This is a genomic window from Cupriavidus sp. SHE (assembly GCF_000812445.1).
GTDB classification, from domain to species: domain Bacteria; phylum Pseudomonadota; class Gammaproteobacteria; order Burkholderiales; family Burkholderiaceae; genus Cupriavidus; species Cupriavidus metallidurans.
The window spans coordinates 128,050-153,250 of the sequence record NZ_JWMB01000052.1 but is presented as its reverse complement, the minus strand read 5'-3'; the positions used below and the strand labels follow the sequence as shown (position 1 = coordinate 153,250).

The following is a 25,201-nucleotide window of genomic DNA, read 5'->3' as shown; positions in this document are numbered from 1 at the left end:
TCTCGTCTTGGATCATGTTTGCGTCCGCAAAGTCTTTGCGGACGCTAGCCTGCCAACGTTCAGCCTTCAATACCAGACGTCGTCAATTGAGCGCTTACTTTTTTTTGATCTGTTGATCCGTCGACCAGCCGATTCCCGCCGCGGGAATCCCCTTCCGGCATCCCGTCCCGTATGCACTGCGCCTGACGCGCGCCTTACCCAGGCCGCTTTCATGTATCCACTCTGTACTCTCGTGTCGAGTCGGGATGCACAAGTGCTGGTGCTTTCGTACAAGCCTGTATCCGGTCATCACAAACGGTTAAATGCCGAGTGAAGTCCTGTCAGTTCTGCCTCTCGCGGCCTGAATGCCCTTGCTAACGTGCAACTGCTCCCCGTTTCTTCACGGCGGTAGCTCACCTAAATAACGCGTTCAAGGAAACAGCACATGTCTTCGATCAGCAGCCTGTCCTCGAGCACCGGCTACGTGCCGGCCGCCTCCAGCCAGAACAATGGCGCTCAGCGCCGCGCCGACTTTCAGCAGATCGTGCAGGACCTGCAGAACAACGATCTGAGCGGTGCCCAGCAGGCCTACTCGGCGCTGCAACAGACCGGTGTGGATACCAGCACGACCGCTTCGGTGTCCGGCACGTCGGGTACCTCCAGCGCGTCAAACAGCTCGCCGCTGGACGCACTCGGCCAGGCCTTGCAGAACAATGATCTGAGCGGTGCCCAGCAGGCGCTGGCCAAGCTCAAGCAGGCCCATCATGGCGGCGGTCATCACCATCATGGTGGCGCGGCCCCCGCACAGGCCATTGCGAGCACGTCCTCAGCGGACGCGAGCAATTCGCTGGCGGTCGAAGCGAGCGCCGCGGCAGTGCCGGCTGGCTCGATCATCAATACGCTGGCCTGATTTGCGCCGGTCGTGCGCGGTCCCTTGAGATCCTCGCCATGACCGGCCGGGAGGCGCGCGGCATGGTGTCGTGTGCCGCACAAACGACACCCTGGATGAAGTTGCTGTCAACCACGTATAGAAAGGCAGGCAACGGTCCCCTGCGCCAGGCTGGCGGCGCAGGGCGTCAATGCGACCGGGCTCTTTGACACCCGTGCGGTGTGACCCGGGCGCGTTCTCACTTTGAGCTTGGCTGCCCAGCAGTTTTCCCACCAATCCATCAGCTCTTTTGCCCTGTCCCCTGGCCGTGGCCCTGTGCGTCGGACACAGGGTCACGGCAGGCACCGCCGTCACCAGACGGCAGTGCCCTCGCTCTTCCGACGTTATCCCTTGCTACTACTGGTCGAGAACTGCTGCGTCAGGTAGGCACTGGTGCTCTGCATCTGCGACATGATCACGTCGAGCTGCGTGAATTGCGCCTTGTAGTTGGCGATATCCGCGTTGATTTGCGTCTGCGTCTGATCGTACTGATTGCTCAGATCCTTGAGTGTGTTGTTGATGCCCGCGGTTGCCGTGGTCAGCGCACCGGTACTGCTGGTCAGGTTCTTGACCAACGTGCTGATCTGATTGCCATAGCCACTTACGCCATCGGTGTTGCCGAACAGGTTGGCCACCGCGCCGGCATTGTTGTTCAGCGCCGTGGTCAGCTTGCTGGTGTCGACCGCCAGCGTACCGTCGTCCTGGAACGAGATGCCGATCTGCGAGAGCGTGGTGAGCGCGTTGTTCGACTGGGGCGTATTCAGCAGGCTGCGCATCTGCGACTGCATGATGCTCAGCGTGGAGTCTCCGGTCAGCGGCGAAGCCGTTTGTGTGCTGGGGTCATATGCGGACAGCGAGGCAGAGGTGCTCTGCAGGTTGTTGTACGCGGTGACGAATCCCTGTATGCCCGTCACGATCGAGCTGGTGTCGCGTTGCACCGAGACGCTGCTGGTACCTGTCTGCGCCAATGTCATGGTCACGCCGGCCACCGCGTCGCTCACGGTGTTGCTGGTGCTCTGGATGGCGATATTGTTGACAGTGAGCTGGGAATTCTGGGCAGCAACGGTCTGCTGCAGGTTCTGCGTTCCGGCAGGATCATATCCAACAAGGTTCGCGAGCGCCGTGCCGCCATCGGTTTCATTGACCGAAAGCCGCACACTGTTGGTGGCACCCGTATTGTTCGAGTTGATCACAAGGCGGTAGGGTGTGCCGGACCCGTCGTTGATGATGCTTGCGGTGACGCCGGCGTTGGCGTTGTTGATCGCGCTGGCAATGCCCTGCAGCGTGTTGTGGCTGCTGTCGATCGTGATGTCGACGCCGGTGTTGGCGCTGTTGGCCGTGAACGTGGCCCCGGTGTATGTACCGTAGGTGGCGCTGGACGTATTGCTGTCAAGCGTGCCGCCGGAGATCGAGCCGAAATCGACATGGATGGTGCCGGTGCCGATGGCAGCGGCCTGGTTGGCCTGTCCCTTCGAAACGAGCGATTGCGCCTGCGCGAGTTGCGTGACGTTGACCGCATAGTTGCCGGTGGCCGCCGTATTACTGCCGGCTGCGCTCAACACGGCGGTATTGCTGGAACTGGCAGTCGTTGCCTGGAAGAAGGACTGACTGGCAAGCTGGGTGGCCGAGCCCTGGAATGCCGCCAGCATGCTCTGGATCTGCCCATATGCGGAGAGCTTGGTCTGGTAGCTCTGCTGCTCCTGGGTGATCGCGGTCAGCGGTGCCTGTTCGGCCTGAGTGAGCTGGTCGAGCAGGGAACTCAGGTCAAGTCCGGAGCCAACGCCGAGGTTGGATATCAGGCCGGAGCTTGAGGCGGAAGTCGTACTGGATGTCGTAGTCATGACTCGCTTCTGGTGAGGGGATATTTCGTCTGTGACGATATCGGGCAGTCTGAGCAATGCTCAGGTTCTGCAACCAGGCTATTGCTTGTTCTGCACGCAATAACCCGTCATCACCATAGCAACGAGAAACTGGCGCTTATTCATGAATTGGCGCCACTTCCGCCAGCATTTAACCGGCGGTGATGTTGCGTAACGTACTGCAAGAAATTGAGGCGGGTGTGTGGGGCTGTCTGACTCAGATCCAATACAAAGTGGAAACATGGCCTGTTGCGCGGACATGCTTTCGGCACTCAGGCGATTCGAAGGCTCTTGGATGACAAAGCGACTACGGCGGTGGCGCGAAAGACTATCTTTCCTGCAGCGCGTGGAGTGCCAATTGCGGAAGCATCCCAGACCAAATTCGGAAACATCAAATAGAACCCCCGCGCACTTGGGAGCAGACTTGATCCGTTGGGCACCTCCCGGTCCCAGCAAGATCCGTTGTGACCCCAACTGATCTATTCCCGCGCGCCCACTGCCTCCTAGGTGTGGGCGTTTTTTTGTCCAATGGGCGATGGACAATGGGCAATACCCTGCTACCCCTTCCGCAGATAATTCACCAACCTGTCGATCACCGGCGCATTCCTCGGCGTCACCAGACTGACCAGGATGGCCGCGGCAAACCCGGCTGGCACACCGAACGCGCCCGATGCAATCGGGTCGACGCCGAACCAGCGGTTGCCGAAGATTCCAGTCATCTTGGTGAAAAACGGGTAGTTGACGAAGATGTAGTAGACCGCCACACCCAGGCCGGTTGCCATGCCGGCTACCGCGCCCGCCGCAGTGGTGCGGCGCCAGAAGATGGCCAGTACCAGTACCGGGAAGAAGCTCGATGCCGCCAGCGAGAACGCCGCGCCGACCAGGAACAGGATGTTGCCGGGCCGTAGCGACGTGACATAGGACGCGAACAGCGCCACCCCTAGCAGCACGACCTTCGCAGTCGTCACGCGCCGCTGGTGGCTCGCCTGGCGGTCGACCATGTGGTAGTAGACGTCGTGCGACAGCGCGTTGGCGATGGTGAGCAGAAGGCCGTCGGCCGTAGACAGCGCTGCCGCCAGCGCGCCGGCCGCGACCAGTCCTGAGATCACGTAGGGAAGCCCGGCGATTTCCGGGGCGGCCAGCACGATCATGTCCGGCTGGATCAGGATCTCGGCCCATTGGACGATGCCATCGCCGTTCATGTCCCGGATGCCGAACACGGGTGGGTCGACCTTCCGCCATTGCACCACCCACTGCGGCAACTCGGCGTATGGCGTACCTACCAGATGCTGCAGGAACTCGGCCTTGACCAGCGCCGCGAGCGTTGGCGCGGACACGTACAACAGCGCAATGCAGAACACCGCCCAGGCCACCGAGTTGCGGGATTCGCGTACCGATGGCGTCGTGTAGAGGCGCGTCAGGATGTGCGGCAGGCTGGCCGTCCCGAGCATCAGGCAGAACACCAGCAGCACGAAGTTGAGCCGTTGCGTCTTGCGCTCCTGCTCCGAAGCCGCAGGGTATGGCTCCGTCGAGGGCGTTGAAACCCGGCTGCGCGCGAGCGCGTCCTCGCGCATCTGGGTCCACTGTTGCAGCGCGTCCGCGGCATCGACCGGGAATGCCAGGCGCTCGCGCTCCACGCTCTTGATCTCGCGCAGCGGCGCATTGCGCGCCCGCAACTCGAGCAATCTGGCGTCGAGCGCGTTGCGTTCCTCCAGAAACGATTCCGGCAGTCGCGCGATGCGGTCCTGCAGCGCTATGGCCTGCTGCTGAAAGATCTCGCGCACCTGAATTTCGGCCGGATCGCGCTCGATCGCTTTTTCCGTCTGGTCGATCTGACTCAGCAACTTGCCATAGCTGACCTGCGGCAGCACTTCGTGGTGGTGCTTCCACGCGATCAGCGACACCGTCAGCAGAAACGCGACGATGAGCATGATGTACTGCGCCACCTGCGTCCACGTCACGGCGCGCATTCCACCCAGGAACGAACAGACGAGAATGCCGGCCAGACCGAAGAACACGCCAACGGCAAATTCCACGCCGATGAAGCGCGTGACGATCAGCCCGACTCCCTGGATCTGCGCCACCAGATAGACGAACGAGCATAGCGATGCGGCCAGCACGGCGATCGCGCGCACCGGCATGTTGCCGCCCGGCTTGCCGTTGCCGTACCGCGCCGCCAGGAAATCGGGGATCGTGTAGCCGCCGTACTTGCGCAGGTATGGCGCCAGCAGGAAGGCCACCAGGCAGTAGCCGCCGGTCCAGCCCATTACATAGGCCAGCCCTTCGTAGCCGGAGACGAAGATGATGCCGGCCAGTCCGATGAAGGATGCCGCGCTCATCCAGTCCGCGGCGATCGCCATGCCATTGAACATGGCCGGCACCCGCCGTCCCGCCACGTAGTACTCGTTGAGATCCGAGGTACGGCAGATCAGGCCGATGCACGCATAGATCGCGATCGTGACGAAGAGGAAGACGTAGCCAAGCCAGAGCGCATCCGCGTTGGAATGCTCCAGCAAGCCCATCATGCCGACGAAGCCAAACAGCCCGAGCGTGAACAGGCCGTAGTACAGCATCAACCGGCGGCGAAAGCGCGACTGGGTGTCTGGCATCAGCAAGAAAGAAAATCGTGCCCGCTCAGCATGAAACCGAGGCGGGCACGATGGGTGTCACGGGTGCGTGACCGGGACGATCCGTTTCCGGATCCGCTTGCTGGCCTTTACTGGGCTTGCTTGAGCTGATCGAGAATGGCCGGGTTCTCCAGCGTCGAGGTGTCCTGCGTGATGTCCTCGCCCTTGGCCAGCGAACGCAGCAGGCGGCGCATGATCTTGCCCGAACGCGTCTTGGGCAGATTGTCGCCGAAGCGGATGTCCTTCGGCTTGGCGATCGGGCCGATTTCCTTGCCCACCCAGTTGCGCAGCTCGGCCGCGATCTTCACGGCTTCTTCAGCCGTCGGCCGCGAACGCTTGAGCACCACGAACGCGCAGATCGCCTCGCCGGTGGTGTCATCGGGACGACCCACCACGGCGGCCTCGGCCACGATCGGGTTCGAGACCAGCGCTGACTCGATTTCCATCGTGCCCATGCGATGGCCCGACACGTTCAGCACGTCATCGATACGGCCCATGATCGTGAAGTACCCGGTTTCCTTGTCACGGATCGAACCGTCGCCAGCCAGGTACAGCTTGCCGCCGAGTTCCTCGGGGTAGTAGCTCTTCTTGAAGCGCTCCGGGTCGCCCCAGATCGTGCGGATCATCGACGGCCACGGACGCTTGACGACCAGGATGCCACCATTGCCATTCGGCACGTCCTGCCCGGTTTCGTCGACGATCGCCGCCATGATGCCCGGCAGCGGCAACGTGCACGAGCCCGGCACCAGCGGCGTGGCGCCCGGCAGCGGCGTGATCATGTGGCCGCCAGTTTCGGTCTGCCAGAACGTATCGACGATCGGGCAACGCTCGCGGCCGATATTCTTGTAGTACCACATCCATGCCTCTGGATTGATCGGCTCGCCCACGGTGCCCAGCAGGCGCAGGCTCGAGAGGTCGTACTGCTTCGGATGGATCTTCTCGTCGGCCTCGGCGGCCTTGATCAGCGAGCGGATCGCCGTCGGCGCGGTGTAGAAGATCGAGACCTTGTGGCGCTGGATCATGTCCCAGAACCGGCCGGCGTTCGGGAACGTCGGCACGCCTTCGAACACGATCTGCGTGGCGCCTGCGGCCAGCGGGCCGTAGGTAATATAGGTGTGGCCGGTGACCCAGCCGATATCGGCCGTGCACCAGAACATGTCATCGGGCTTGATATCGAAGGTCCAGCGCATCGTCATCAGCGCCCACAGCAGGTAGCCGCCCGTGCTGTGCTGTACGCCCTTCGGCTTGCCGGTGGAGCCCGACGTGTAGAGCACGAACAGCGGGTGCTCGGCGCCAACAGGTTCGGCGGGGCAGTTATCGGACTGACCGGCGGCGACGTCTTCCATCGAACGATCACGGCCTTCGGTCCAGGCAACGTTGCCGCCCGTGCGGCGATAGACGATCACGTTCTTGACGGCCTCGCAGCCGCCCAGCGTCAGCGCCTCGTCAGCGATGGCCTTCAGCGGCAGCGCCTTGCCACCACGCATCTGCTCATCGGCCGTGATCAGCGCCACGGCGCCCACGTCCACCAGACGTTCCTGCAGGGACTTCGCCGAGAAGCCGCCGAACACCACCGAGTGCGTGGCGCCGATGCGCGCGCAGGCTTGCATGGCCACGACGCCTTCGACAGACATCGGCATGTAGATCACGACGCGGTCGCCCTTCTTGATGCCAAGGGCCTTCATGCCGTTGGCGAAGCGGCTGACCTTCGCCAGCAATTCCTGGTAGCTGACGCGCGTCACCGTGCCGTCGTCGGCCTCGAAGACGATGGCCGTCTTGTCGCCGAGGCCCTTCTCGACATTGCGGTCGAGGCAGTTGTACGAGGCATTGATCTCACCATCCTCGAACCACTTGTAGAACGGTGCGTTGCTCTCGTCGAGCACCTTCGTGAACGGCTTGTGCCAGTGCAGCAGCTCGCGCGCGTGGCGGGCCCAGAAGCCCTCGTAATCCTTTGCAGCCTCGTCGCACAGGGCCTGGTAGGCCTCCATGCTGGGGATCGCGGCGGTCTTGGCGAACGACGCAGGGGGATTGAAAACGCGATGCTCCTGCATCACCGACTCGATGGCGGACATGGGTTGTCTCCTGTTTGACTTTGACTGCTTTCGGTGCAAGGTACGCTCGACGCCTTACTTAAACCTGACGGTTCAGGCAAGCATCCCACTTGCAACGATGCTGCGTCGCAACAGACCGGTGGGGCCTGATTCGGGAGACGCTGGGGCACAAGTGCAGTCGGCTCTACTAAGTTAGCACAGCTATAATGCGGCGGACCCTATACCTGAACGTCGCGCACGCCCTTTCCGGCGCGCCCTTTCTCCGGCGTCAGTGTTTCCGTCGTCTCCACGTCGCACCCCTTCCTGCCGGACACCCCTTGCCCATCCACGCCTTTTTCCTGATCGCCGCCATGGCCCTGGTTGGCAGCAACGTAGGCCTGGGCAAATCCATCATCGCGGAAGTACCGGTACTGCTGTTCGCGCTGCTGCGCTTCCTGATCGCGATCGTCTGCCTTTCCCCGTGGTATCGGCCAGCGCGGATGCGCCAGGTCTCGCGCGGCGAATGGATCAACCTGTTCCTGATGGCGTTCTTCGGCACGTTCATGTTCACGTTGCTGATGCTGGGCGGCGTGCGACTGACCAGCGCGATGGCCGCCGGGGTGATCACCAGCACGATTCCGGCCACGGTGGCCATCCTGTCATGGCTCTGGCTGCGCGAGCGACTGTCGCGGCGGACGGTGTTCTCTGTGCTGCTGGCCGTGGCGGGTATCGCGGTGCTCAATATCGCGCGCGGCAGCGGCCATAATGCCGCGACCAACAGCGGTGGCGGCAGCGGCGCGCTGATCGGCAACCTGATGATCCTGGGCGCGGTGGTATGCGAGTCGATCTACGTGATTCTGTCGCGCCGGCTCTCCCAGACCCTGGCCGCAATCGAAATCTGCGCCTACACGCATCTGATCGGCGGCGCGCTGATGCTGCCGCTAGGACTGGTGCCGCTGCTGACGTTCGACTTCGGCAGCGTGAGCGGCACCACCTGGGCGATGCTGCTCTGGTACGCGCTGTCGGCCAGCGTGTTCTCGTTCTGGCTCTGGATGAAGGGCGTCCGCCATGTTCCGGCGCAACTGGCCGGCGTGTTCACGTCGGTGCTGCCAGTGGCCGCGGCGCTCTACGGCATCGTGGTGCTCGGCGAGCGTCCGGGCTGGGCGCACGGCGTGGCGCTGGCCTGCGTGCTCGCAGGCATCGTACTAGCCAGCTGGCCCGGACCGATCGCGCGCCGGGCGTTGGGAGGCGACCCCGGCCGGTGACGTTCGGTTACCGAATCGCGGCGCGGGGCGTCAAATGCGCACGGTACAATCAGAACCCATCCTGATTGTCTTGATGCATTTACATTCAATTCCATGGCCCACTCCCCGCTTCGCCCGATTCCCCGCATCATCTTCGCCTCGCGCTGGCTGCAACTGCCGCTCTATCTCGGTCTGATCGTCGCGCAAGGCGTCTACGTCTATCACTTCCTGGTCGAGGTCTGGCACCTGCTGTCGCACGTCACGACCTTCGACGAGACCAAGATCATGCTCGTCGTGCTGGGCCTGATCGACGTGGTGATGATCTCGAACCTGCTGATCATGGTCATCGTGGGCGGATATGAAACCTTCGTGTCGCGCCTGGGCATCGACAACCACCCCGACGAGCCCGAATGGCTGGACCACGTCAATGCCGGCGTGCTCAAGGTCAAGCTGTCGATGGCGCTGATCGGCATTTCGTCGATCCACCTGCTCAAGACCTTCATCGACGCCGACCAGCGCAGCGAACATACGATCATGTGGCAGGTCATCATCCACCTGGCATTCCTGCTCTCGGCCGTGGCGATGGCCTGGGTGGACCGCATGGTCACGCATCCGCACCCGGCCGCCGGACCCGGCGCTGCCGGCGGTGCGGCAGAAGCGACACACTGAGCGCCACGCCGGGACGGTTGCCCGCCACCCGGGTGACGCCTGCGCTCATCCCGCCACCAAACCTCGTGTCGACGGCTGTATGCAAAGCGGCAGCCGTCGCCGCGACGGTGTATGATTCCGGGCTGTGTTTCACCGCTGCCCATCCCCCACAAAATGACAGTCATCAAGCAAGAAGACCTCATCCAGAGCGTCGCCGATTCCCTGCAGTACATCAGCTACTACCATCCGATGGACTACATCACCAGCCTGGGCCGCGCCTATGAGCTGGAAAAGAGTCCGGCCGCCAAGGATGCGATCGCGCAGATCCTGACCAACAGCCGCATGTGCGCCGAAGGCAAGCGCCCGCTGTGCCAGGACACCGGCATCGTGACGGTCTTCCTGAAGGTGGGCATGAACGTGCGCTGGGATGGCGCCACGATGAGCCTGGAAGACATGGTCAACGAAGGCGTGCGCCGCGCGTACAACGACGTGGACAACAAGCTGCGCGCCAGCGTGCTGGCCGATCCGGCCGGCAAGCGCACCAATACGAAGGACAACACCCCGGCGGTGATCAACATGTCGATCGTTCCGGGCGATACGGTGGACGTGATCGTCGCAGCCAAGGGCGGCGGTTCCGAAGCCAAGTCGAAGTTCGTGATGCTCAACCCGTCTGACTCGATCGTCGACTGGGTGCTCAAGACTGTGCCGACCATGGGCGCCGGCTGGTGCCCGCCGGGCATGCTGGGCATCGGCATTGGCGGCACGGCTGAAAAGGCCATGCTGCTGGCCAAGGAAGCCCTGATGGAGCCGATCGACATTCAGGACCTGCTCGCCCGCGGCCCGAGCAACCGCGCCGAAGAACTGCGCATCGAGCTGTACGAGAAGGTCAACGCACTGGGCATCGGCGCGCAGGGCCTGGGCGGCCTGGCTACCGTGCTCGACGTGAAGGTGCTGGACTACCCGACCCACGCGGCCAACCTGCCGGTGGCCATGATCCCGAACTGCGCGGCCACCCGCCACGCGCACTTCACGCTGGACGGCAGCGGCGTCGCCAAGCTGGAAGCGCCGGACCTGTCGCAATGGCCGAAGGTCGAGTGGGCACCGAACACCGAAACGTCGAAGAGCGTTGACCTGAACACGCTGACGCCGGAAGAAGTCGCCTCGTGGAAGCCCGGCCAGACGCTGCTGCTGAACGGCAAGATGCTGACCGGCCGTGATGCCGCGCACAAGCGCATCGCCGACATGCTGGCCAAGGGCGAGAAGCTGCCGATCGACTTCACGAACCGCGTGATCTACTACGTGGGCCCCGTGGATCCGGTACGTGACGAAGTCGTTGGCCCGGCTGGCCCCACCACCGCCACCCGCATGGACAAGTTCACCGAGACGATGCTGTCGCAGACTGGCCTGATCGCGATGATCGGCAAGGCCGAGCGTGGCCCCACCGCAATCGAATCGATCCAGAAGCACAAGTCGGCCTACCTGATGGCCGTGGGTGGCGCTGCCTACCTCGTGTCGAAGGCGATCCGTGGCGCCAAGGTCCTCGCCTTCGAAGACCTCGGCATGGAAGCCATCTACGAGTTCGACGTCAAGGACATGCCGGTGACGGTGGCCGTGGATAGCTCGGGCACGTCCGTCCACAAGACCGGCCCCGCCGAGTGGCAGGCCAAGATCGGCAAGATTCCCGTCGCGACGGCCTAAAATCTGGCTACTTGTAGTACGCCCCTCTCCCGCTGCGTGGAAGAGGGGTTGGGAGAGAAGGTGCAGTGGTTCAAATCGCGACTTGTCGTAGATGGAACAGCCCGCCCTCTCCCCTTCCCTCCCCCACAAGTGAGAGAGGGAAGCAAACCCTCCTCGACACTGCGCGCGTGAACCCCTCCCCCGTCGGCATCTTCGATTCTGGCCTTGGTGGCCTGTCGGTCCTGCGTGAAGTGCGCGCGCTGCTGCCGCACGAGTCGCTGCTCTACTTCGCCGATTCCCGTTACGCCCCATATGGCGAAAAGCCCGAGCGGTTCGTGGAGGCGCGCACGCTGCAGGTTTGCGAATGGCTCGTCGCGCAGGGATGCAAGGCACTGGTGATCGCCTGCAATACCGCAACGATGCATGCGGTGCAGACACTGCGTGAACGTCTTGCCGTGCCGATTATCGGCGTGGAACCGGGACTCAAACCCGCCGCCGCGGCCAGCCGCAGCAAGGTGGTGGGCGTGCTGGCCACGGCCAACACACTGAAGAGCGCCAAGTTCAACCGGCTGCTGACCTCGCTCGGCAATGAGAGTCGCTTTCTCTGCGAGGCAGGCGTCGGCCTGGTACCGCTGATCGAGCAAGGTGATGTGTCGAGCGACACGGTCCGCCAAACGCTGGGTACCCTGCTCTCACCGATGCTCGAGGCTGGCGCCGACACCCTCGTACTGGGCTGCACCCACTACCCGTTCCTGTCGGAAACGATTGATGACCTGGTCGACGGACGACTGGCGCTGATCGACACGGGCGTGGCCATCGCACGCCAACTCGCACGCAAGCTCGCGGAGTTCGACCTCGCGGCCAGCCCTGACACGGCGCCGAGCGTGCGCTACCTGTCCACCAAGGACGCCGCCCATCTGCGCGAAATGGCCGCGGCGCTGCTTCATGTAGAGGCCAACGCCGAGACGGTCGTGATCGAACCTGCGCCAGCTACTGAATAAAGCCCAGCGGCTTGTGATGCCGCACCTCGGGCTTCACGGCGTGTTCCTGACGTAGCTGCGCCAGGAATTCCTCGGGCGTCAGCGCTTCGCCAAGCACCACGCACTGCCGTTTGACTGTCGCGAAGTCGCCCGGTGTCAGGCAATCCATTCCATCGAGTTCCCGGCGAATGCCGTCGGTCATGTTCGTCGCATCGCCATCGAGTGCTTCGTCGACAAACATCGAGATCCGTTGCGCCGGCTTGAGCGCCTGGAAGCGAATCTTGAACGAGAACCGCCGCAGCGCGGCTTCGTCGATCCGATCGAACAGATTGGTGGTGCAGATAAAGATGCCGTTGAAGCGTTCCATGCCCTGCAGCATCTCGTTGACTTCGGACACCTCGTAGTTGCGCACCGCTTGCTGGCGGCTTTGCATAAAGCTGTCGGCCTCGTCCAGTAGCAGCACCGCCCCGTCCTCCTCCGCGCGCGCGAACATGGCCGCGATCTGCTGCTCGGTCTCGCCCACATACTTGCTCATCAGGTCGGAGGCGCGGCGAATCATAAGCGGCAGATCTAGCTCGGCGGCGATGTGCTCGGCCAACGCGGTCTTGCCGGTGCCCGGCGGCCCATAGAAGCAGAGCGTGCCGCGCTTGCGCGCGCCGAGGGCCTGCACGATCTTGTTCACCGCGTAGCGCGTTTCCAGATTCAGATTGTCCAGGCGGTAGTGCGTCACCACAGGACGTGCCTCCGCTTCGGGCTGCAATCCCATGGCGCGATCCGCGTGTTCAAGCTGCCGCAGGATCAGCGCTTCCACGGGTTCCTCGACATCGGGTCGCGCCAGCTCCACGAACCGCGCGGCTGACTGTACCTGCGCCGGTGTCAGCGTCTTGCGGGCTGCCAGCGTGGCGATGAAGGCATCACTGACGGCCAGACCGCCCAGGTGCTTGCGGATAATGTTCTCGCGCACCAGCGGCGGCGGGATCTTCAGCTCCAGATGGAACTGGAAGCGGCGCAAGTACGCCGGATCGATCTGCCGGATCGAATTCGAGATCCAGATCACTGGCACCGGATTCTGTTCCAGCGTCTGGTTGACCCACGCTTTGCCGTTGACCGAACCGCGCGTGTCTTCCTGGCCGAACAGGCTCATCAGCTCGCGCGCGCTGCCCGGGAATACGTCCTCCACTTCGTCGAACAGCAGGGCTGTGCGCGGCCGCCCGCGCAGAAAGGCCTGCGAGACCTGCAGCGACCGATACCGATCCTTGCCCGAAAGGCTGTTGCCGTCTCGATCGAAACAGTCGACTTCATAAAGCTCGCACTCGGCCTCACGCGCGATCAGTCGCGCGAACTCGGTCTTGCCTGTGCCGGGCGGTCCATAGATCAGGACATTGACGCCGGTGGCATTCTGGCGCGTGGCATTGGCCATCAGCGCCGTGAGGTAACGGGCGTCGGCTTCCACATGCGGATAGTCGCTCGTCCCCAGCGTCGGCGGTGCGGCTGGCCGCGTGAACACGGCCATCATGTCCGCCTCGCTGGCGTAGTTACCGAGTAGGACGTGCAACAGGCGATCGGACAGACGCATCAAGTCGCCCAGATCGGTCACGCTGTTTTCCGGCAGGGGTTGCTCGATCAGATTGAGGGTTTCGAGCCGCGAACCCGGGCGCAGCGAGACGGCAATATCGCCGGGGCTGGCACCAGTCAGGCCCGCCAGGATCTGGAACGCTTCCTGGCTGTGAGCGACCTTGCAGTCAACCATCACCGCGCGAAGATCGCGCTTGTACTTCGCCAGCGCCGCGAACAGCAGCAACTTGCGCTCATGCTCGGGCAGGTTGAGCACGTGGCTGAGCATGTCGATGTTGCGCACCAGCAGCACGCGTTCGCCATCGAGCCTCGCCGTTATGGCGGCGGATGAGGCCGCGAACACGGCAAACATGTCCTTGGCGTGGTATTTGACGTACTCGTCGAGGTAGTAAAACAGCGCACTTTCATCGAAGGCGCTGTTCCATTGGCCATGGCGATCGAGAAATTCTTCCGGGGAAAGCCTTGCGGCCCCCTTCCACGCCGGCATGTCGGCACAGCGCGCCGACAGAAACCGCTGCACGCGCAGCACCACGCCGTAGGGCCAGACCATTTCCTGCGCGCTGACGGTGAGCACGTCATTGATATTGCTGCGCAGATTGAAGCGGGGACCCAGTGCGCAGACCACGCGCAGCGCGAACTGCGCGCACATCCAGTCCAGCGGCGACGTCCCCGCGACGCCGGACGAGGCGCGCAACAGCGTGGTGCGGTCGTCCATCATGCGGTCGTCATCAGCAAAACGGGTAAAGTCCATTGCCAGTTCCCTTCGCACGGGGCATTCGGCGTCCGGACCGCGGGGAACGCGCTGCACCTGTGCCGTGTCTGCCGCTAATGGCTGTAGTTGTTAATCCTAGCGCGGTTTTGCGGGTGTGGAGCATCGGCGAGACGTTGCGTTACGCGAGCTGGCCCACGTAACGCACCCGCAACCCCGGAGTGCCGATTGATGCGGCGCGCATCCGAGGATGGAAAGAATCCCGATCACGCATTGCACAATGCGCAACAAATAAGAATCATTATCGTTTATACTGTCACCCTGATACGCTACCCAAGAGTGGCGCTCCCCCCGGGAACCGGTTTCTTCGAGGTATCTATTTCTGGAGCGTTATCATCATGGAACTGCTATTGAGCCTGCTGGTCGGATGTGGCATCTCGCTGATCCTGTTCTACCGCAAGTGATTGCGCCATCTGGCGTGCACCTGTCGTTCTTCACATGTTCGATCAACGTTTCTTCAAGATCACCATCGCGGTCCTGCTGTTCCACGCAGGACTGCTGTATTTGATCCAGAGCGGGCTGGCTCGCAAGATGACTGAAGCTGTCATCGCCCCCGAGATCATCGCCCGTATCATCCCGATGGAACCTCCGCAGCAGCCGCCGGCGCCAGAGCCGCCCAAGCAGCAGCCGCAAACACCGCCCAAGCAGGTCAAGGTCGTGACACCACGCCCGACGCCGCCCAAGCCGCAACCCACGCCTACGCCCGTGGCATCGCTGCCGCCTTCGCCTACCGCGATCGAAGCACCGCCCGCTCCGCCTGCGCCACCGGCGCCCGCTCCCGAGCCCGCTGCGCCTGCCGCCCCGGCGAATGCCGCACCGCGTGCAGTGGGTATCGGCGAGATCGCATGTTCGCCGCCGCAGGTCACGTATCCGTCGCAGTCGCGCCGGATGGGCGAAACCGGCAAGACCGTGGTGAGTTTGACCACGGACGAGACCGGCCGTGTGGTAAAGACGGCCATTGTCACGTCGAGCGGATCGACACGCCTGGATACGGCGGCGGTCAATGCGGTGCAGGCCATGCGTTGCAAGCCCTATATGGATAATGGTCGTGCCGTGGCGGTAACCGCTAAGCAGCCGATCAATTTCGAACTGAACTGATTTCCCGGAATCTTTCCGACACTTCCTTACACTGACCCTTTTCAGGAACCACCATGCAGGACCTCGGACTTTCCCACCTCTGGTCGCAAGGCGATTTCGTCATGCGCGCGACCGCCATCATTCTGCTGATCATGTCGCTGCTGTCGTGGATCGTGATCCTCACCAAGGCGTGGGATCTGATCCGCCTCAAGAAGATGGCGCACGGCGCGGAAAAGCGCTTCTGGCATTCCGACGATTTCGACCACGCGCTCGACACGCTCGGCGCCAACGATGCCAACCCGTTCCGCATGTTGGCCGTCACCGGCCGCGAGGCGGCCCAGCATCACCGCGCCAGCCAGCCGCAATTGCATGACGCACTCGACATCTCGGACTGGCTGACCCGTTCGCTCAAGAGCGCGATCGACGAAGCCGTGGCGCGGATGCAGTCAGGTCTGGCCATTCTGGCGTCGGTGGGTTCGACGGCCCCGTTCGTCGGCCTGTTCGGCACTGTGTGGGGCATCTACCACGCGCTGATCGGCATTGGCGCCTCCGGCGTGCCGACCATCGACAAGGTTGCCGGCCCAGTGGGCGAAGCACTGATCATGACCGCCTTCGGCCTGGCCGTGGCGATCCCGGCCGTGCTCGGCTATAACGCGCTGAGCCGCGGCAACAAGGGCGTCATCAGTAAGCTGAACCGCTTCGCGCACGACCTGCACGCCTATTTCGTGACCGGCGCCCGTGTGCGCCCGACCACTGGTGGCGTCCGCGCCGATGACGCGTCGGTCCGCCTGGCCGTCAAGAACTAAGTCTGCCCGGCAGACGCAGGAAGGAAAGCATCATGGCATTCGGCACGCTCGACGGAGACGATGACGAGGTGATGAGCGAGATCAACATGACGCCGCTGGTCGACGTCATGCTGGTGCTGCTGATCATCTTCATCATCACAATTCCCGTCATCAATCACGCGGTGAAGATCGACCTGCCGCGCGCGACTAACCAGCCCAACGACTCCAAGCCGCAGAGCATCAACGTCTCGATCGATGCCCAAGGCAAGGTGTTCTGGAACCAGCAGGAAGTTGACGACGCCACGCTGGATCAGCGCATTGCGGAAGCCGCCTTGCAGCAGCCGCAGCCGGAGTTGCATCTGCGCGCGGACCGCGAAGTTCGCTACGAGCGCGTCGCCCAGGTCATGGCCGCGGCGCAGCACGGCGGCCTTGGCAAGATCGGGTTCATTACCGAACCGAAGCACTAGACCGGTCGCGCAACTGTGTCATCGCAACAAGGGCACCCCTCGGGGTGCCCTTGTTTTTTAGTGATCGACGCCTTATCTGCTCAGGAGCCGTGTTCGAAGACTGATGCGGGTGTAACGAATTGCGATCTCGCTTGTAATGATAACAATTCTCATTTATGATCCTCTCCATCGTCACCGACACCTTTGAATACTTCGTACGGAGAAGACCATGAGCACCCTGAGCCTGCCGATGTCGCAACCGCGTGAAGTCACGCGCCGCCGTCTGTCACTGCGCCGCGTGGAGGTTGTCCAGCAGGACAGGCGCGAGACATCGACGGCCTCGTCAGCAATCGAATCGGTCAAATCGGCGGTCGCCGCCCTGCCCGCTCGCCTGGAAGCACTAATGCGCCAGGACGCGCCGGCCGTCGGCAGCACCGCGCAGCCCGTTCCGCTGGAAGCCATCATGCACGGCGCGACGACGCTGCCGATCCTGCACAACGGGAACGTCTATACGCTGCGTGTCACGCGCTACGGGAAACTGATTCTGACCAAGTGATCTGGTCAGGTGGCCCGGACCGAAAGGTCGGGCATGCAAAGACTTTTGTGGGGACCGCCCCGTACCGGGGCGTTGGGCAGTAGCCAGTCGATTGGATCCCCGGCATAGCAAGCAACTCCAAACCCCTTGCCGTGCCGACCACGCCAGCCATGCCGCCTTTTTATACCGCCCCGCGGGCGTTGCGTTCGCGGGGCTTTTTGCTTCGGGCGATCAGAGGCCCAGCGAAGCAATACCAGCGCGTGCGATCTGTGCGTCTTCGGTCGACTTCACGCCCGACACACCAACCGCGCCCACCACCTGGCCATTGGCGACGATAGGCACACCGCCCTCCAGCATGCCGTTCAGTACCGGGGCGGTCATGAACGAGTAGCGGCCATTGTTGATCATGTCTTCGTAGATCTTGGATTCACGGCGACCCAGCGATGCGGTGCGCGCCTTCTCCGTGGCGATGTAGGCCGAGATCGGCGCCACGCCATCCAGACGCTGCATTGCCAGCGGATGACCACCGTCATCGACGACCACAATCGTGACGGCCCAGTTGTTGGCCAGGGCTTCGGCCTCGGCAGCGGCCATCACCTTCTTCACGTCATCTGCCGTCAGTACGGTTTTTTGCTGCATTACCTCTCTCCATCGATTCATGTCAGGGATAAGGCGCAAGTATATCGCCCCCCGGGGCGGGCCGATGCATTCCACGACAGCGGCAAAATGTGAAAGACCTTCACCCGACGCACGACTTGACGCATTGTCACGCACGCAAGACACCCGGCAACCCCGAAGGCACCGGAGAGCACGCCTGCCAGTGACCGCCAGAAATGAAAGAAGCCCCAGTCAGGGGCTTCTTTCTCGGATGACATCCTGCCGGTCAATCAGTCATGCCAGCGGCCATGACCGTGGCCGCGACCATGCCAGCCCGGGCCGTAGTAGTAGCGGGGCCCACCGCGGTAGTAACCGTAGCCACCATAGTAGACCGGAGCCGGCCGCACCACGACGGGAGGAGGACCATAGTAGGCGGGTCCAGGCGCGACCATCACCGGCGGCGGTGCATAGTAGACCGGCGCTGGCGGGTAATAGGCCGGAGCACCAATCACCACGCCCGGCACGCCGATCGCCACGCCAACGCTCACATGTGCCATTGCAGCGCCCGACATCAGCGCGGCGGTCACACCGAATGCTGCGAACAACCAACGTTTCATGATCGTGCCTCTTGGAATTTGGGTTCTGATAACCGAATTGTAGAGGCTCACGCTTTTTCAGGTGAAACGGCGAGCGCTACATTGTTACCACCGGTAACAGGCACATCACTTCTGTCGCAAGTTGAACAGCTTGCGTCCGGCAGGCTAAGCCACCACAATACCGGGCTTGCCGTGCGGCCGTGGAGAAATTGGTAGACTCAGCAGACTTAAAATCTGCCGCCTTCCGGGCTTACGGGTTCGAGTCCCGTCGGCCGCACCAGGCTCTCCTCAGACCAGCAGCGCGCAAAGCGCAGCACCAACGACCATCAGGAACACGAAGAGGACGCCCGCCAACGCCAGTGGCTTGCGGCCAGCGCGAAGCAGATCTCCGATGCGGGTGTGCAGGCCGATGGCAAGCATGGCGCAAGCCAGCATCCAGTTATCGAAGCCGATCAGGGCAGGCTTCCAGTCCGCCGGCACCATCTGGGCTGAATTCAGCGCCATCACAGCGACGAACCCCAACGCAAACCAAGGCACCGACCGGAGCAGCCCACGCAGATTGCGCGAGCCACCGGACGCCTGCGACCAGCTCGTGCGAGGCCACAGCGCCATGACCAGCAGCAGGGGGCCCAGTGCGAGCACGCGCACCATCTTCGCGACCACCGCCGCATCGGCCGCGCCATCGCTGACCATCTTTCCCGAGGCAATCACCTGGGCCACTTCATGCAGCGTGGCGCCGGTAAAGATGCCAAAGCTCCGTTCGCTGATGGCAAGGTGCCAGTGTTGCGTGGCGAGCTCGTAGAGCCAGGGGTAAAGCAACATCCCCACCGTTCCGAAAAGCACCACCGTGGCCACCGCCACAGCCGTTTGCCGGTCATCGGTACGCACGACCGACGACACCGCAATCGCCGCCGCCGCTCCGCAAACTGCACTACCGGCGCTGACCAGGATGGCTTCGCGACGGCTCAACCCGAAGAACGACGATCCGACCCACGTGCCGAAAAGCAGCGTGGCGACGAGCATCGTCAGCGGCACCACCACCCCACCGACGCCAAGCGCCGCAATTGCGCCGAATGTCAGGCGAAGGCCGTACAGGGCGACACCCAGGCGCAACAGATGATGGCGCGCGAACTGCATCCCGGGGGCAAGCGGCGCGAGCCAGTGTTTCGGCATCGTATTGGCAGCCACCATGCCGGCGCCCATCGCCAGGGTCAGGGCAGAAAGGCCGTAATGGGCAATCGCGGGGTGATCGGCGAGGACCATGGAGATCCACGCAATGGCGCCAAGCGGTAAGAGCGTGATGAGCCTCATGCGCCAGAGCGCCAGCGCCGACTGCGGAGTCTGGGAAATCGCGGGGGTAGCAGGCGTGGAAGACATGGCGGCAACTGATTCTCGTTGGATGCCATGTAGGGTATCGGCGTACATCTAACCCGTAAAACGGGTAATATTGGTAGCCATAACCCTAAATATCGATAAATCATGGATCAGCGCCCGCTACGCCTTACCTTGCGCCAACTGCAGGTGTTCGTGGCTGTGGCCCAGCACGGCAGCACGATCGCCGCGGCCGACGCCCTTGCGATGTCGCAATCGGCCGTCAGCGCATCGCTGGCCGAGCTCGAGCGGGCACTGAACGGGGCGCTATTCGACCGGGTGGCCAGACGCCTTGCGATCAATGAAGCGGGACGGCAGTTTTTTCCCCGCGCACTATCGCTACTCGATCAGGCGCAGGAACTGGAGCGCTTCGCCTCGGAAGGTGGCGTCCAACTGCGCATCGCCGCCAGCAACACCATCGGCAGCTATATCCTGCCCGCCTTGCTGGCGGGCTTCCGCAATGCCCAGACTGGCCCATGCGCACTCGACCTCCGCATCGGCAACACGCAGGATGTGTTGCAGTCACTGATGAAGTTCGAGGCCGACATCGGCCTGATAGAAGGCACGAGCCAGGAGCGCGATCTGCGCAGCGTGCACTGGTGCGATGACGAGATGGTGGTGATCGTTGGGCCTACGCATCCGTTGGCCGTCGCGGGAGAACAATCGCCGCAGTTTCACGACATGCTGCGCGACGCAGACTGGATCGTGCGAGAACCAGGCTCCGGCACGCGTGAAATCATCGAGGCCCGCCTGGTACCCGAACTGGGCGCGCTGCGCTTTGCACTGGAACTCGGCAATGCGGAAGCCATCAAGCGCGCCGTCATGAGCGGATTCGGCGTCAGTTGCCTGTCGTTGCACGTCGTACGCGACGAAATCGAGCGTGGGCTGCTCGTCGCACTACGAAGCGACCTGCCCCGCGTGATCCGCCCGCTCCAGCTGGTCGTCCACCAGGACAAGTTTCCCACCCAGGGGCTGCTTGCGTTTACCGAGTACCTGCGAGGCGTGGCGCCAAGTCTCGGCGCCTGACAGCATTATGCGGCAACCGATCAGGCAGGTTGCGGATCGCCCTGCTTGTCTTCGCGCGCGGTGTAGCGGTCGAGCAGGTGAAACAGCACGGGATTGAGCACGATCGACAGCAATGCACCCGCAAGGATCAGCGCCTGCCCCCGCTCTGGCAGGATGTCCAGATAGACACCGAGGCTGGCCAGAATGAAGGAGAACTCGCCGATCTGTGCGAGGCTCACGGCAATCGTCAGACCGGTCCGGTTATTCAGGCCAAAGGCCCTCACGATGCCGAGCGCGGCGAGCGACTTGCCGACGACGATAATCAGGAGCGTCGCCAGCACACCCCAGGGGTCGTTGACGAGCACCATTGGGTCGAACAGCATGCCCACCGAGACGAAGAACAGCACCGAGAAGGCATCGCGCAGCGGCAGTGATTCCTCTGCCGCGCGATGGCTGAATTCCGATTCGGCCAGCACCATACCCGCGAAGAAGGCGCCGAGGGCAAACGACACGCCGAACAACGCATAGGCGCCGAAGGCCACACCCAGCGCGGTGGCCAGCACCCCAAGACGGAACAACTCGCGACTACCGGTCCAGACAATGCGCTCAAGCATCCACGGAATGAAGCGCCGGCCAATCACCAGCATCACCGCGACGAACGCGGCCACCTTGCCAAGCGTGGAGAGGACCTCGATCAGTACCTCCATCGTGGTCGGCGCTGTCGCATTGGCATCACCGCCACCAAGCAAGCGCGCCATGGCCGGCAGCAACACCAGCGTCAGCACCATCGCCAGATCTTCAACGATCAGCCAGCCCACGGCAATGCGGCCTTGTGGTGACTCGATCAAATCGCGCTCTTGCAGCGCGCGCAGCAGCACCACGGTACTGGCCACCGACAGTGCCAGTCCGTACACGAGCCCTTGCCCCCAGGACCAGTCGAATCCCCAGGCCACCAACATACTGAGAGCCGTGGCAATGCTGATCTGGACGATCGCCCCGGGAATGGCGATTCGCTTCACGGCCATCAGGTCCTTGACCGAGAAATGCAGCCCGACGCCGAACATCAGCAGGATCACGCCGAGCTCCGCGAGCTCCGGCGCGAGCGTCTGATCAGCCGTGTAGCCAGGCGTGTGCGGCCCCACGACGATGCCCGCGCAAAGATAGCCGATCAGCGGTGGCAGCCTGAACTTGTTGGCAATCGCACCCAGAATGAACGCCAGCACGATACCGCCGACGATTGTGCTGATGAGCGGGGTGGCGTGATGCATGCGTCTGGGGTTCCTTTATGGTTGTCTCGATGTTCTGGGGACCACCCGCCCCTCGTGGCCGCCCTTACGGGCATCGCACGACGAGATCATGCCCCCGCGAAGGGCACAAGGAAGAGACGGATAGTACGGGAAGAGCAGACCGCGACGCGCGGGCGCCAATTGCGGCGCAACGCTCCACGGCAAGGAGAGTGCATCGGAATACAACTACGCGAGGTGGATTGCCACGCCAAGCGTCGTCCCGAATGCGGTACGGCCTGACGTAATGTAACACGCGCACCACGCAGGCCAATGTGAGAGAAGTCGCAAAAAATCCGCGATATCCCAAAGAAGCTGAATTAGGGAAAGGCCGAAAAGCAAAACGGCGCCACATCGGGCGCCGTTTTGCTTGAGACTGGAGGCGGAGGTCGGAATCGAACCGGCGTACACGGCTTTGCAGGCCGCTGCATAACCACTCTGCCACCCCGCCAGGTGACGATGCTGGATTGTATCCGCATTCGTTGCGACCGTCGTCACCGACATGGCCACAACCCGGAGGCAATCCCGAGAAAGAAAAAGGGAAGCGCTGCTTCCCTTTGGGATTGGAGCGGGAAACGAGTCATGCACTAGAGCGATAAGTCTCTGTTTCCCAATCACTTTCTCCGCTGTGGTGAGCAGCGAAGGCCTGAATTATAGCCTTGTTTTTCGCCCTCGGCAACAAAGTTCATCCAACGACTTCCATTGAAGTCCAAGGACTGCTCTTTTCGCAGTCGCACCGCCCTACGATGCTGTCGCGATGCAATGGGGCCTCCAGTGGCCAAGGCCGTCGTGCGGCGATAGGCGAATGGAATCAGGGGTTATCAGATTACCGCCTGCTGCATGCGCTTGGTCAACGCCTCGGCGCTTTCCTTGCGCTCGCTATACCTGTCCACCAGATACGGCGACGCATCGCGCGTGAGCAGCGTGAACTTCATCAGTTCCTCCATCACGTCCACAATGCGGTCGTAGTAGGCCGACGGTTTCATGCGTCCCGCTTCATCGAATTCTTGATACGCCTTGGCGACCGAGGACTGGTTGGGGACGGTCAGCATCCGCATCCAGCGGCCCAGCACGCGCATCTGATTGACAGCATTGAAAGATTGCGAGCCGCCCGACACCTGCATCACTGCCAGCGTCTTGCCCTGAGTCGGACGCACCGCGCCGACTGACAGCGGAATCCAGTCGATCTGCGTTTTCATCAGGCCGGACATCGCGCCATGGCGCTCCGGCGAACTCCACACCATACCCTCGGCCCACTGCGCGAGTTCGCGCAGTTCCCTGACCTTGGGATGATCCTCGGTCGCGTCATCCACCAGCGGCAGGCCCGACGGGTTGAACAGCCGCGTCTCGCCGCCCAACGCCCGCAGCACGCGGGCTGCCTCTTCGGCGGCCAGTCGGCTAAACGAGCGTTCGCGCAGCGAGCCGTAGAGCAGCAGGAAGCGTGGCGCATGGGTGGAACGTTCGGGTGCCAGTAGCCGTTCCATGTCCGGCGGCTGGAGCAATGCGGCGTCGATGTTCGGCAGGTCGAGACGGGATTCAGACACGACGGCCCTCCACATCCACTACCGGCTCGCCGTCTTCCTTGTTGAACGCGCCGCGCTGCGGTTGCGGCAGGATGTCGAGCACTGTTTCCGACGGGCGGCACAGGCGCGTGCCCAGCGGCGTGACCACGATAGGTCGGTTGATGAGGATCGGATGTTGGAGCATGAAGTCGATCAATTGCTCGTCGCTCCACTTCTGATCTCCCAGGCCGAGTTCCGCATACGGCGTGCCTTTCTCGCGCAGCACCGCGCGTACCGGGATGCCCATCGCGGCGATCAGCGCCTTCAGCATGTCGCGGTCGGGCGGTGTCTTCAGATATTCGATGACAGCCGGTTCCTCGCCGCTGTTGCGAATCAGGCTGAGGACGTTGCGTGACGTGCCGCAATCGGGATTGTGGTAGATCGTGATGTGGCTCATGTCGAGGTGCCTTCGTTCGAGAGAAGCATGGATTGCTGGCGCAGATGCCTGATCACATAGCCGAACAGGATCGCGCCCGCCGCGCTGATGCCGGTCAGGGCCAGCAGCGTGCCGGGATAGCCGTTGCCGGCGGAATACAGCAGCGAGGCCACGAAGGGGCCGGCGGCCACTGCGATCTGCACGGGTGTCGCCATCGCGCCGCTGATGGCGCCATAAGCGGCCCGACCGTACAGCTCGGCGGGCAAGGCGCCTCGTACGATCGTCATGACGCCATTGCCGATGCCGTAGAGCGCGGCAAACACGACATACACCGGCAGCCACTGCTCGGAAGCAAAGAGCAGGAGCAATGACAGCGGCAGCAGACTGATGGCCGCCATGCCGACCTGGCGCGTGCTGGCCCGCTTGCCGACCGTGGCTTGCACCACACGGCCGAGTACCTGCATTGGCCCGATCAGCGCACCGACCCAGGCCGCATTTGCGGCAGAGATGCCATGTGCCTGCAAGACTGGGATCATGTGCAGCGACATCGCCGCGAACACCAGTGCATTCAGCGTCACAGCCGCCGTGACGAGATAGAACACCGGTTCGCGCATGACCGCGGTGAGATTGCGGGATCGGGTTTCCGTCCGCGCTGGGGGTGTGCCGTGTGCCGGGCCGCGTCCCTTTGGCAGGCTGGCATGGATGGGCAGGCAGATCAGCAGGTTCGCGGCCGCATAGATCAACCAGACCTCGCGCCAGCCGACGTGTTGCAACAGCGTTTGCGTCAGCGGCCAGAATACCGTGCTGGCGAAACCGCCGAACAACGTCAGGTGCGTGATCGCCCGGCGATAGTTGCTGCCATGGACCTGCGTGATGACCGCGAAGGCCGGCTGGTACAAGGTCGCGCTCATGGCCACGCCGATACCGGCCCACACGAGGTAAAGCTCCGTCGCGTTGTGTACCCGCGAGAGGCACGCGAGCATGACGGCGGCCAGCAAGGCGCCGCTTCCCATCAGCAGACGTCCACCAATGCGGTCGATGATGCTGCCGGCCGCGGTCGAAAGCAGTCCCGAGATCAGCAAGGCCACCGAATAAGCCCCGACGATGGCGGGCTTGGACAGGCCGAGTTCGTCCTGCATGGGCTGCATCAGGACGCCGTAGGCGTAGAACATCGACCCCCACGCGACGATCTGCGTCAGTCCGAGCGAGGGAATCAGCCAGCCGCGAGAGCGCGGGATGGTGTTGTCCATGA

21 protein-coding genes and 2 tRNA genes are annotated in these 25,201 nt (G+C 62.9%); 11 read left to right on the top strand and 12 right to left on the bottom strand.

The annotated features are described in order from the left end of the window. Positions 1-424 precede the first annotated feature (424 nt). Positions 425-889, top strand: a complete 465-nt coding sequence (locus RN01_RS26000; protein WP_017513637.1) for a hypothetical protein — start codon at positions 425-427, stop codon at positions 887-889. A 362-nt stretch (positions 890-1,251) separates the two neighbouring features. On the opposite strand, the gene fliD is transcribed toward RN01_RS26000, so the two are convergent. From fliD to acs, 3 genes are all read right to left on the bottom strand, one after another. After that, complete coding sequence (fliD, locus tag RN01_RS25995; protein WP_017513636.1) at positions 1,252-2,748, bottom strand: flagellar filament capping protein FliD; 1,497 nt, start codon at positions 2,746-2,748, stop codon at positions 1,252-1,254. Positions 2,749-3,323: 575 nt separating this feature from the next. Continuing rightward, positions 3,324-5,375, bottom strand: a complete 2,052-nt coding sequence (locus RN01_RS25990; RefSeq protein ID WP_011516973.1) for a sodium:solute symporter family protein — start codon at positions 5,373-5,375, stop codon at positions 3,324-3,326. A gap of 107 nt (positions 5,376-5,482) precedes the next feature. After that, complete coding sequence (gene acs, locus RN01_RS25985) at positions 5,483-7,465, bottom strand: acetate--CoA ligase (protein WP_011516974.1); 1,983 nt, start codon at positions 7,463-7,465, stop codon at positions 5,483-5,485. A gap of 296 nt (positions 7,466-7,761) precedes the next feature. Here acs and RN01_RS25980 point away from each other — a divergent pair, with 296 nt between their 5' ends. From RN01_RS25980 to murI, 4 genes are all read left to right on the top strand, one after another. After that, positions 7,762-8,688, top strand: a complete 927-nt coding sequence (locus tag RN01_RS25980) for a DMT family transporter (protein WP_017513965.1) — start codon at positions 7,762-7,764, stop codon at positions 8,686-8,688. 93 nt (positions 8,689-8,781) lie between these two features. Continuing rightward, positions 8,782-9,336 carry a TIGR00645 family protein gene (locus RN01_RS25975; RefSeq protein ID WP_017513966.1) on the top strand — a complete coding sequence of 185 codons (555 nt, stop codon included), beginning with the start codon at positions 8,782-8,784 and terminating at the stop codon, positions 9,334-9,336. Positions 9,337-9,489: 153 nt separating this feature from the next. Continuing rightward, positions 9,490-11,013, top strand: coding sequence for a fumarate hydratase (locus RN01_RS25970; RefSeq protein WP_008642400.1), 1,524 nt, complete (start codon positions 9,490-9,492; stop codon positions 11,011-11,013). Positions 11,014-11,180: 167 nt separating this feature from the next. Continuing rightward, entirely contained in the window at positions 11,181-11,993 is an 813-nt protein-coding gene (gene murI, locus RN01_RS25965; RefSeq protein ID WP_011516979.1) for a glutamate racemase, read from the top strand. Here murI and RN01_RS25960 read toward each other — a convergent pair. Beyond that, positions 11,983-14,298 (bottom strand): AAA family ATPase, encoded by a 2,316-nt coding sequence (locus RN01_RS25960; protein ID WP_024569559.1) that lies wholly within the window; start codon positions 14,296-14,298, stop codon positions 11,983-11,985. The genes murI and RN01_RS25960 overlap by 11 nt on opposite strands. Positions 14,299-14,754: 456 nt before the next feature. Between RN01_RS25960 and RN01_RS25955 the strand changes: the two genes are divergently transcribed. The 4 genes from RN01_RS25955 (at position 14,755) to hemP (ending at position 17,180) form a co-directional block, all read left to right on the top strand. Continuing rightward, a complete protein-coding gene (locus RN01_RS25955; protein WP_017514879.1) occupies positions 14,755-15,414 on the top strand; it encodes an energy transducer TonB in 660 nt (219 codons plus the stop codon). 53 nt (positions 15,415-15,467) lie between these two features. Then, positions 15,468-16,199 carry a MotA/TolQ/ExbB proton channel family protein gene (locus tag RN01_RS25950; protein ID WP_008642395.1) on the top strand — a complete coding sequence of 244 codons (732 nt, stop codon included), beginning with the start codon at positions 15,468-15,470 and terminating at the stop codon, positions 16,197-16,199. A 32-nt stretch (positions 16,200-16,231) separates the two neighbouring features. Further along, positions 16,232-16,645, top strand: coding sequence for a biopolymer transporter ExbD (locus RN01_RS25945; protein WP_017514880.1), 414 nt, complete (start codon positions 16,232-16,234; stop codon positions 16,643-16,645). A 208-nt stretch (positions 16,646-16,853) separates the two neighbouring features. Further along, a complete protein-coding gene (gene hemP / locus RN01_RS25940; RefSeq protein WP_011516984.1) occupies positions 16,854-17,180 on the top strand; it encodes a hemin uptake protein HemP in 327 nt (108 codons plus the stop codon). Between the two features lie 210 nt (positions 17,181-17,390). Here the strand turns inward: hemP and RN01_RS25935 are convergent, their stop codons facing one another. Both RN01_RS25935 and RN01_RS25930 read right to left on the bottom strand, forming a co-directional pair. Next, a complete protein-coding gene (locus RN01_RS25935) occupies positions 17,391-17,798 on the bottom strand; it encodes a heme-binding protein (protein WP_008642389.1) in 408 nt (135 codons plus the stop codon). A 248-nt stretch (positions 17,799-18,046) separates the two neighbouring features. Next, positions 18,047-18,373 (bottom strand): hypothetical protein, encoded by a 327-nt coding sequence (locus RN01_RS25930; RefSeq protein WP_008642387.1) that lies wholly within the window; start codon positions 18,371-18,373, stop codon positions 18,047-18,049. A gap of 173 nt (positions 18,374-18,546) precedes the next feature. Here RN01_RS25930 and RN01_RS25925 point away from each other — a divergent pair. After that, positions 18,547-18,632, top strand: a tRNA-Leu gene (locus tag RN01_RS25925). 8 nt (positions 18,633-18,640) lie between these two features. Here RN01_RS25925 and RN01_RS25920 read toward each other — a convergent pair. Continuing rightward, positions 18,641-19,729: a YeiH family protein gene (locus RN01_RS25920; protein ID WP_024569560.1), complete on the bottom strand. Its 1,089-nt coding sequence runs from the start codon at positions 19,727-19,729 to the stop codon at positions 18,641-18,643. A 102-nt stretch (positions 19,730-19,831) separates the two neighbouring features. Between RN01_RS25920 and RN01_RS25915 the strand changes: the two genes are divergently transcribed. After that, positions 19,832-20,749, top strand: a complete 918-nt coding sequence (locus RN01_RS25915; RefSeq protein ID WP_017514247.1) for a LysR family transcriptional regulator — start codon at positions 19,832-19,834, stop codon at positions 20,747-20,749. Between the two features lie 20 nt (positions 20,750-20,769). Here RN01_RS25915 and ybaL read toward each other — a convergent pair whose 3' ends face one another. The 5 genes from ybaL to RN01_RS25890 form a co-directional block, all read right to left on the bottom strand. Beyond that, the gene (gene ybaL / locus RN01_RS25910; protein ID WP_011516989.1) at positions 20,770-21,996 is read right to left on the bottom strand and encodes a YbaL family putative K(+) efflux transporter; all 1,227 of its coding nucleotides are present in this window, start codon (positions 21,994-21,996) and stop codon (positions 20,770-20,772) included. 392 nt (positions 21,997-22,388) lie between these two features. Further along, positions 22,389-22,462 (bottom strand) — tRNA-Cys (locus RN01_RS25905). A gap of 370 nt (positions 22,463-22,832) precedes the next feature. Next, positions 22,833-23,555 (bottom strand): arsenical resistance protein ArsH, encoded by a 723-nt coding sequence (arsH, locus tag RN01_RS25900; RefSeq protein ID WP_011871430.1) that lies wholly within the window; start codon positions 23,553-23,555, stop codon positions 22,833-22,835. Then, positions 23,548-23,970, bottom strand: a complete 423-nt coding sequence (arsC, locus tag RN01_RS25895) for an arsenate reductase (glutaredoxin) (RefSeq protein ID WP_009876563.1) — start codon at positions 23,968-23,970, stop codon at positions 23,548-23,550. The genes arsH and arsC overlap by 8 nt, the downstream gene beginning before the upstream one ends. Beyond that, positions 23,967-25,199: an MFS transporter gene (locus tag RN01_RS25890; RefSeq protein ID WP_009876564.1), complete on the bottom strand. Its 1,233-nt coding sequence runs from the start codon at positions 25,197-25,199 to the stop codon at positions 23,967-23,969. Before RN01_RS25890 ends, arsC begins: the two co-directional genes overlap by 4 nt. Between the last annotated feature and the right edge of the window lie 2 nt (positions 25,200-25,201).

Excerpts from the sequence above, each read along its gene's own strand:
- RN01_RS26000 (WP_017513637.1), top strand. The coding sequence starts at position 425 with ATGTCTTCGATCAGCAGCCTGTCCTCGAGCACCGGCTACGTGCCGGCC.
- fliD (WP_017513636.1), bottom strand. The coding sequence starts at position 2,748 with ATGACTACGACATCCAGTACGACTTCCGCCTCAAGCTCCGGCCTGATA.
- RN01_RS25990 (WP_011516973.1), bottom strand. The coding sequence starts at position 5,375 with ATGCCAGACACCCAGTCGCGCTTTCGCCGCCGGTTGATGCTGTACTAC.
- acs (WP_011516974.1), bottom strand. The coding sequence starts at position 7,465 with ATGTCCGCCATCGAGTCGGTGATGCAGGAGCATCGCGTTTTCAATCCC.
- RN01_RS25975 (WP_017513966.1), top strand. The coding sequence starts at position 8,782 with ATGGCCCACTCCCCGCTTCGCCCGATTCCCCGCATCATCTTCGCCTCG.
- RN01_RS25970 (WP_008642400.1), top strand. The coding sequence starts at position 9,490 with ATGACAGTCATCAAGCAAGAAGACCTCATCCAGAGCGTCGCCGATTCC.
- RN01_RS25960 (WP_024569559.1), bottom strand. The coding sequence starts at position 14,298 with ATGGACTTTACCCGTTTTGCTGATGACGACCGCATGATGGACGACCGC.
- RN01_RS25955 (WP_017514879.1), top strand. The coding sequence starts at position 14,755 with ATGTTCGATCAACGTTTCTTCAAGATCACCATCGCGGTCCTGCTGTTC.
- RN01_RS25950 (WP_008642395.1), top strand. The coding sequence starts at position 15,468 with ATGCAGGACCTCGGACTTTCCCACCTCTGGTCGCAAGGCGATTTCGTC.
- RN01_RS25945 (WP_017514880.1), top strand. The coding sequence starts at position 16,232 with ATGGCATTCGGCACGCTCGACGGAGACGATGACGAGGTGATGAGCGAG.
- hemP (WP_011516984.1), top strand. The coding sequence starts at position 16,854 with ATGAGCACCCTGAGCCTGCCGATGTCGCAACCGCGTGAAGTCACGCGC.
- RN01_RS25935 (WP_008642389.1), bottom strand. The coding sequence starts at position 17,798 with ATGCAGCAAAAAACCGTACTGACGGCAGATGACGTGAAGAAGGTGATG.
- RN01_RS25930 (WP_008642387.1), bottom strand. The coding sequence starts at position 18,373 with ATGAAACGTTGGTTGTTCGCAGCATTCGGTGTGACCGCCGCGCTGATG.
- RN01_RS25920 (WP_024569560.1), bottom strand. The coding sequence starts at position 19,729 with ATGTCTTCCACGCCTGCTACCCCCGCGATTTCCCAGACTCCGCAGTCG.
- RN01_RS25915 (WP_017514247.1), top strand. The coding sequence starts at position 19,832 with ATGGATCAGCGCCCGCTACGCCTTACCTTGCGCCAACTGCAGGTGTTC.
- ybaL (WP_011516989.1), bottom strand. The coding sequence starts at position 21,996 with ATGCATCACGCCACCCCGCTCATCAGCACAATCGTCGGCGGTATCGTG.
- arsC (WP_009876563.1), bottom strand. The coding sequence starts at position 23,970 with ATGAGCCACATCACGATCTACCACAATCCCGATTGCGGCACGTCACGC.
- RN01_RS25890 (WP_009876564.1), bottom strand. The coding sequence starts at position 25,199 with ATGGACAACACCATCCCGCGCTCTCGCGGCTGGCTGATTCCCTCGCTC.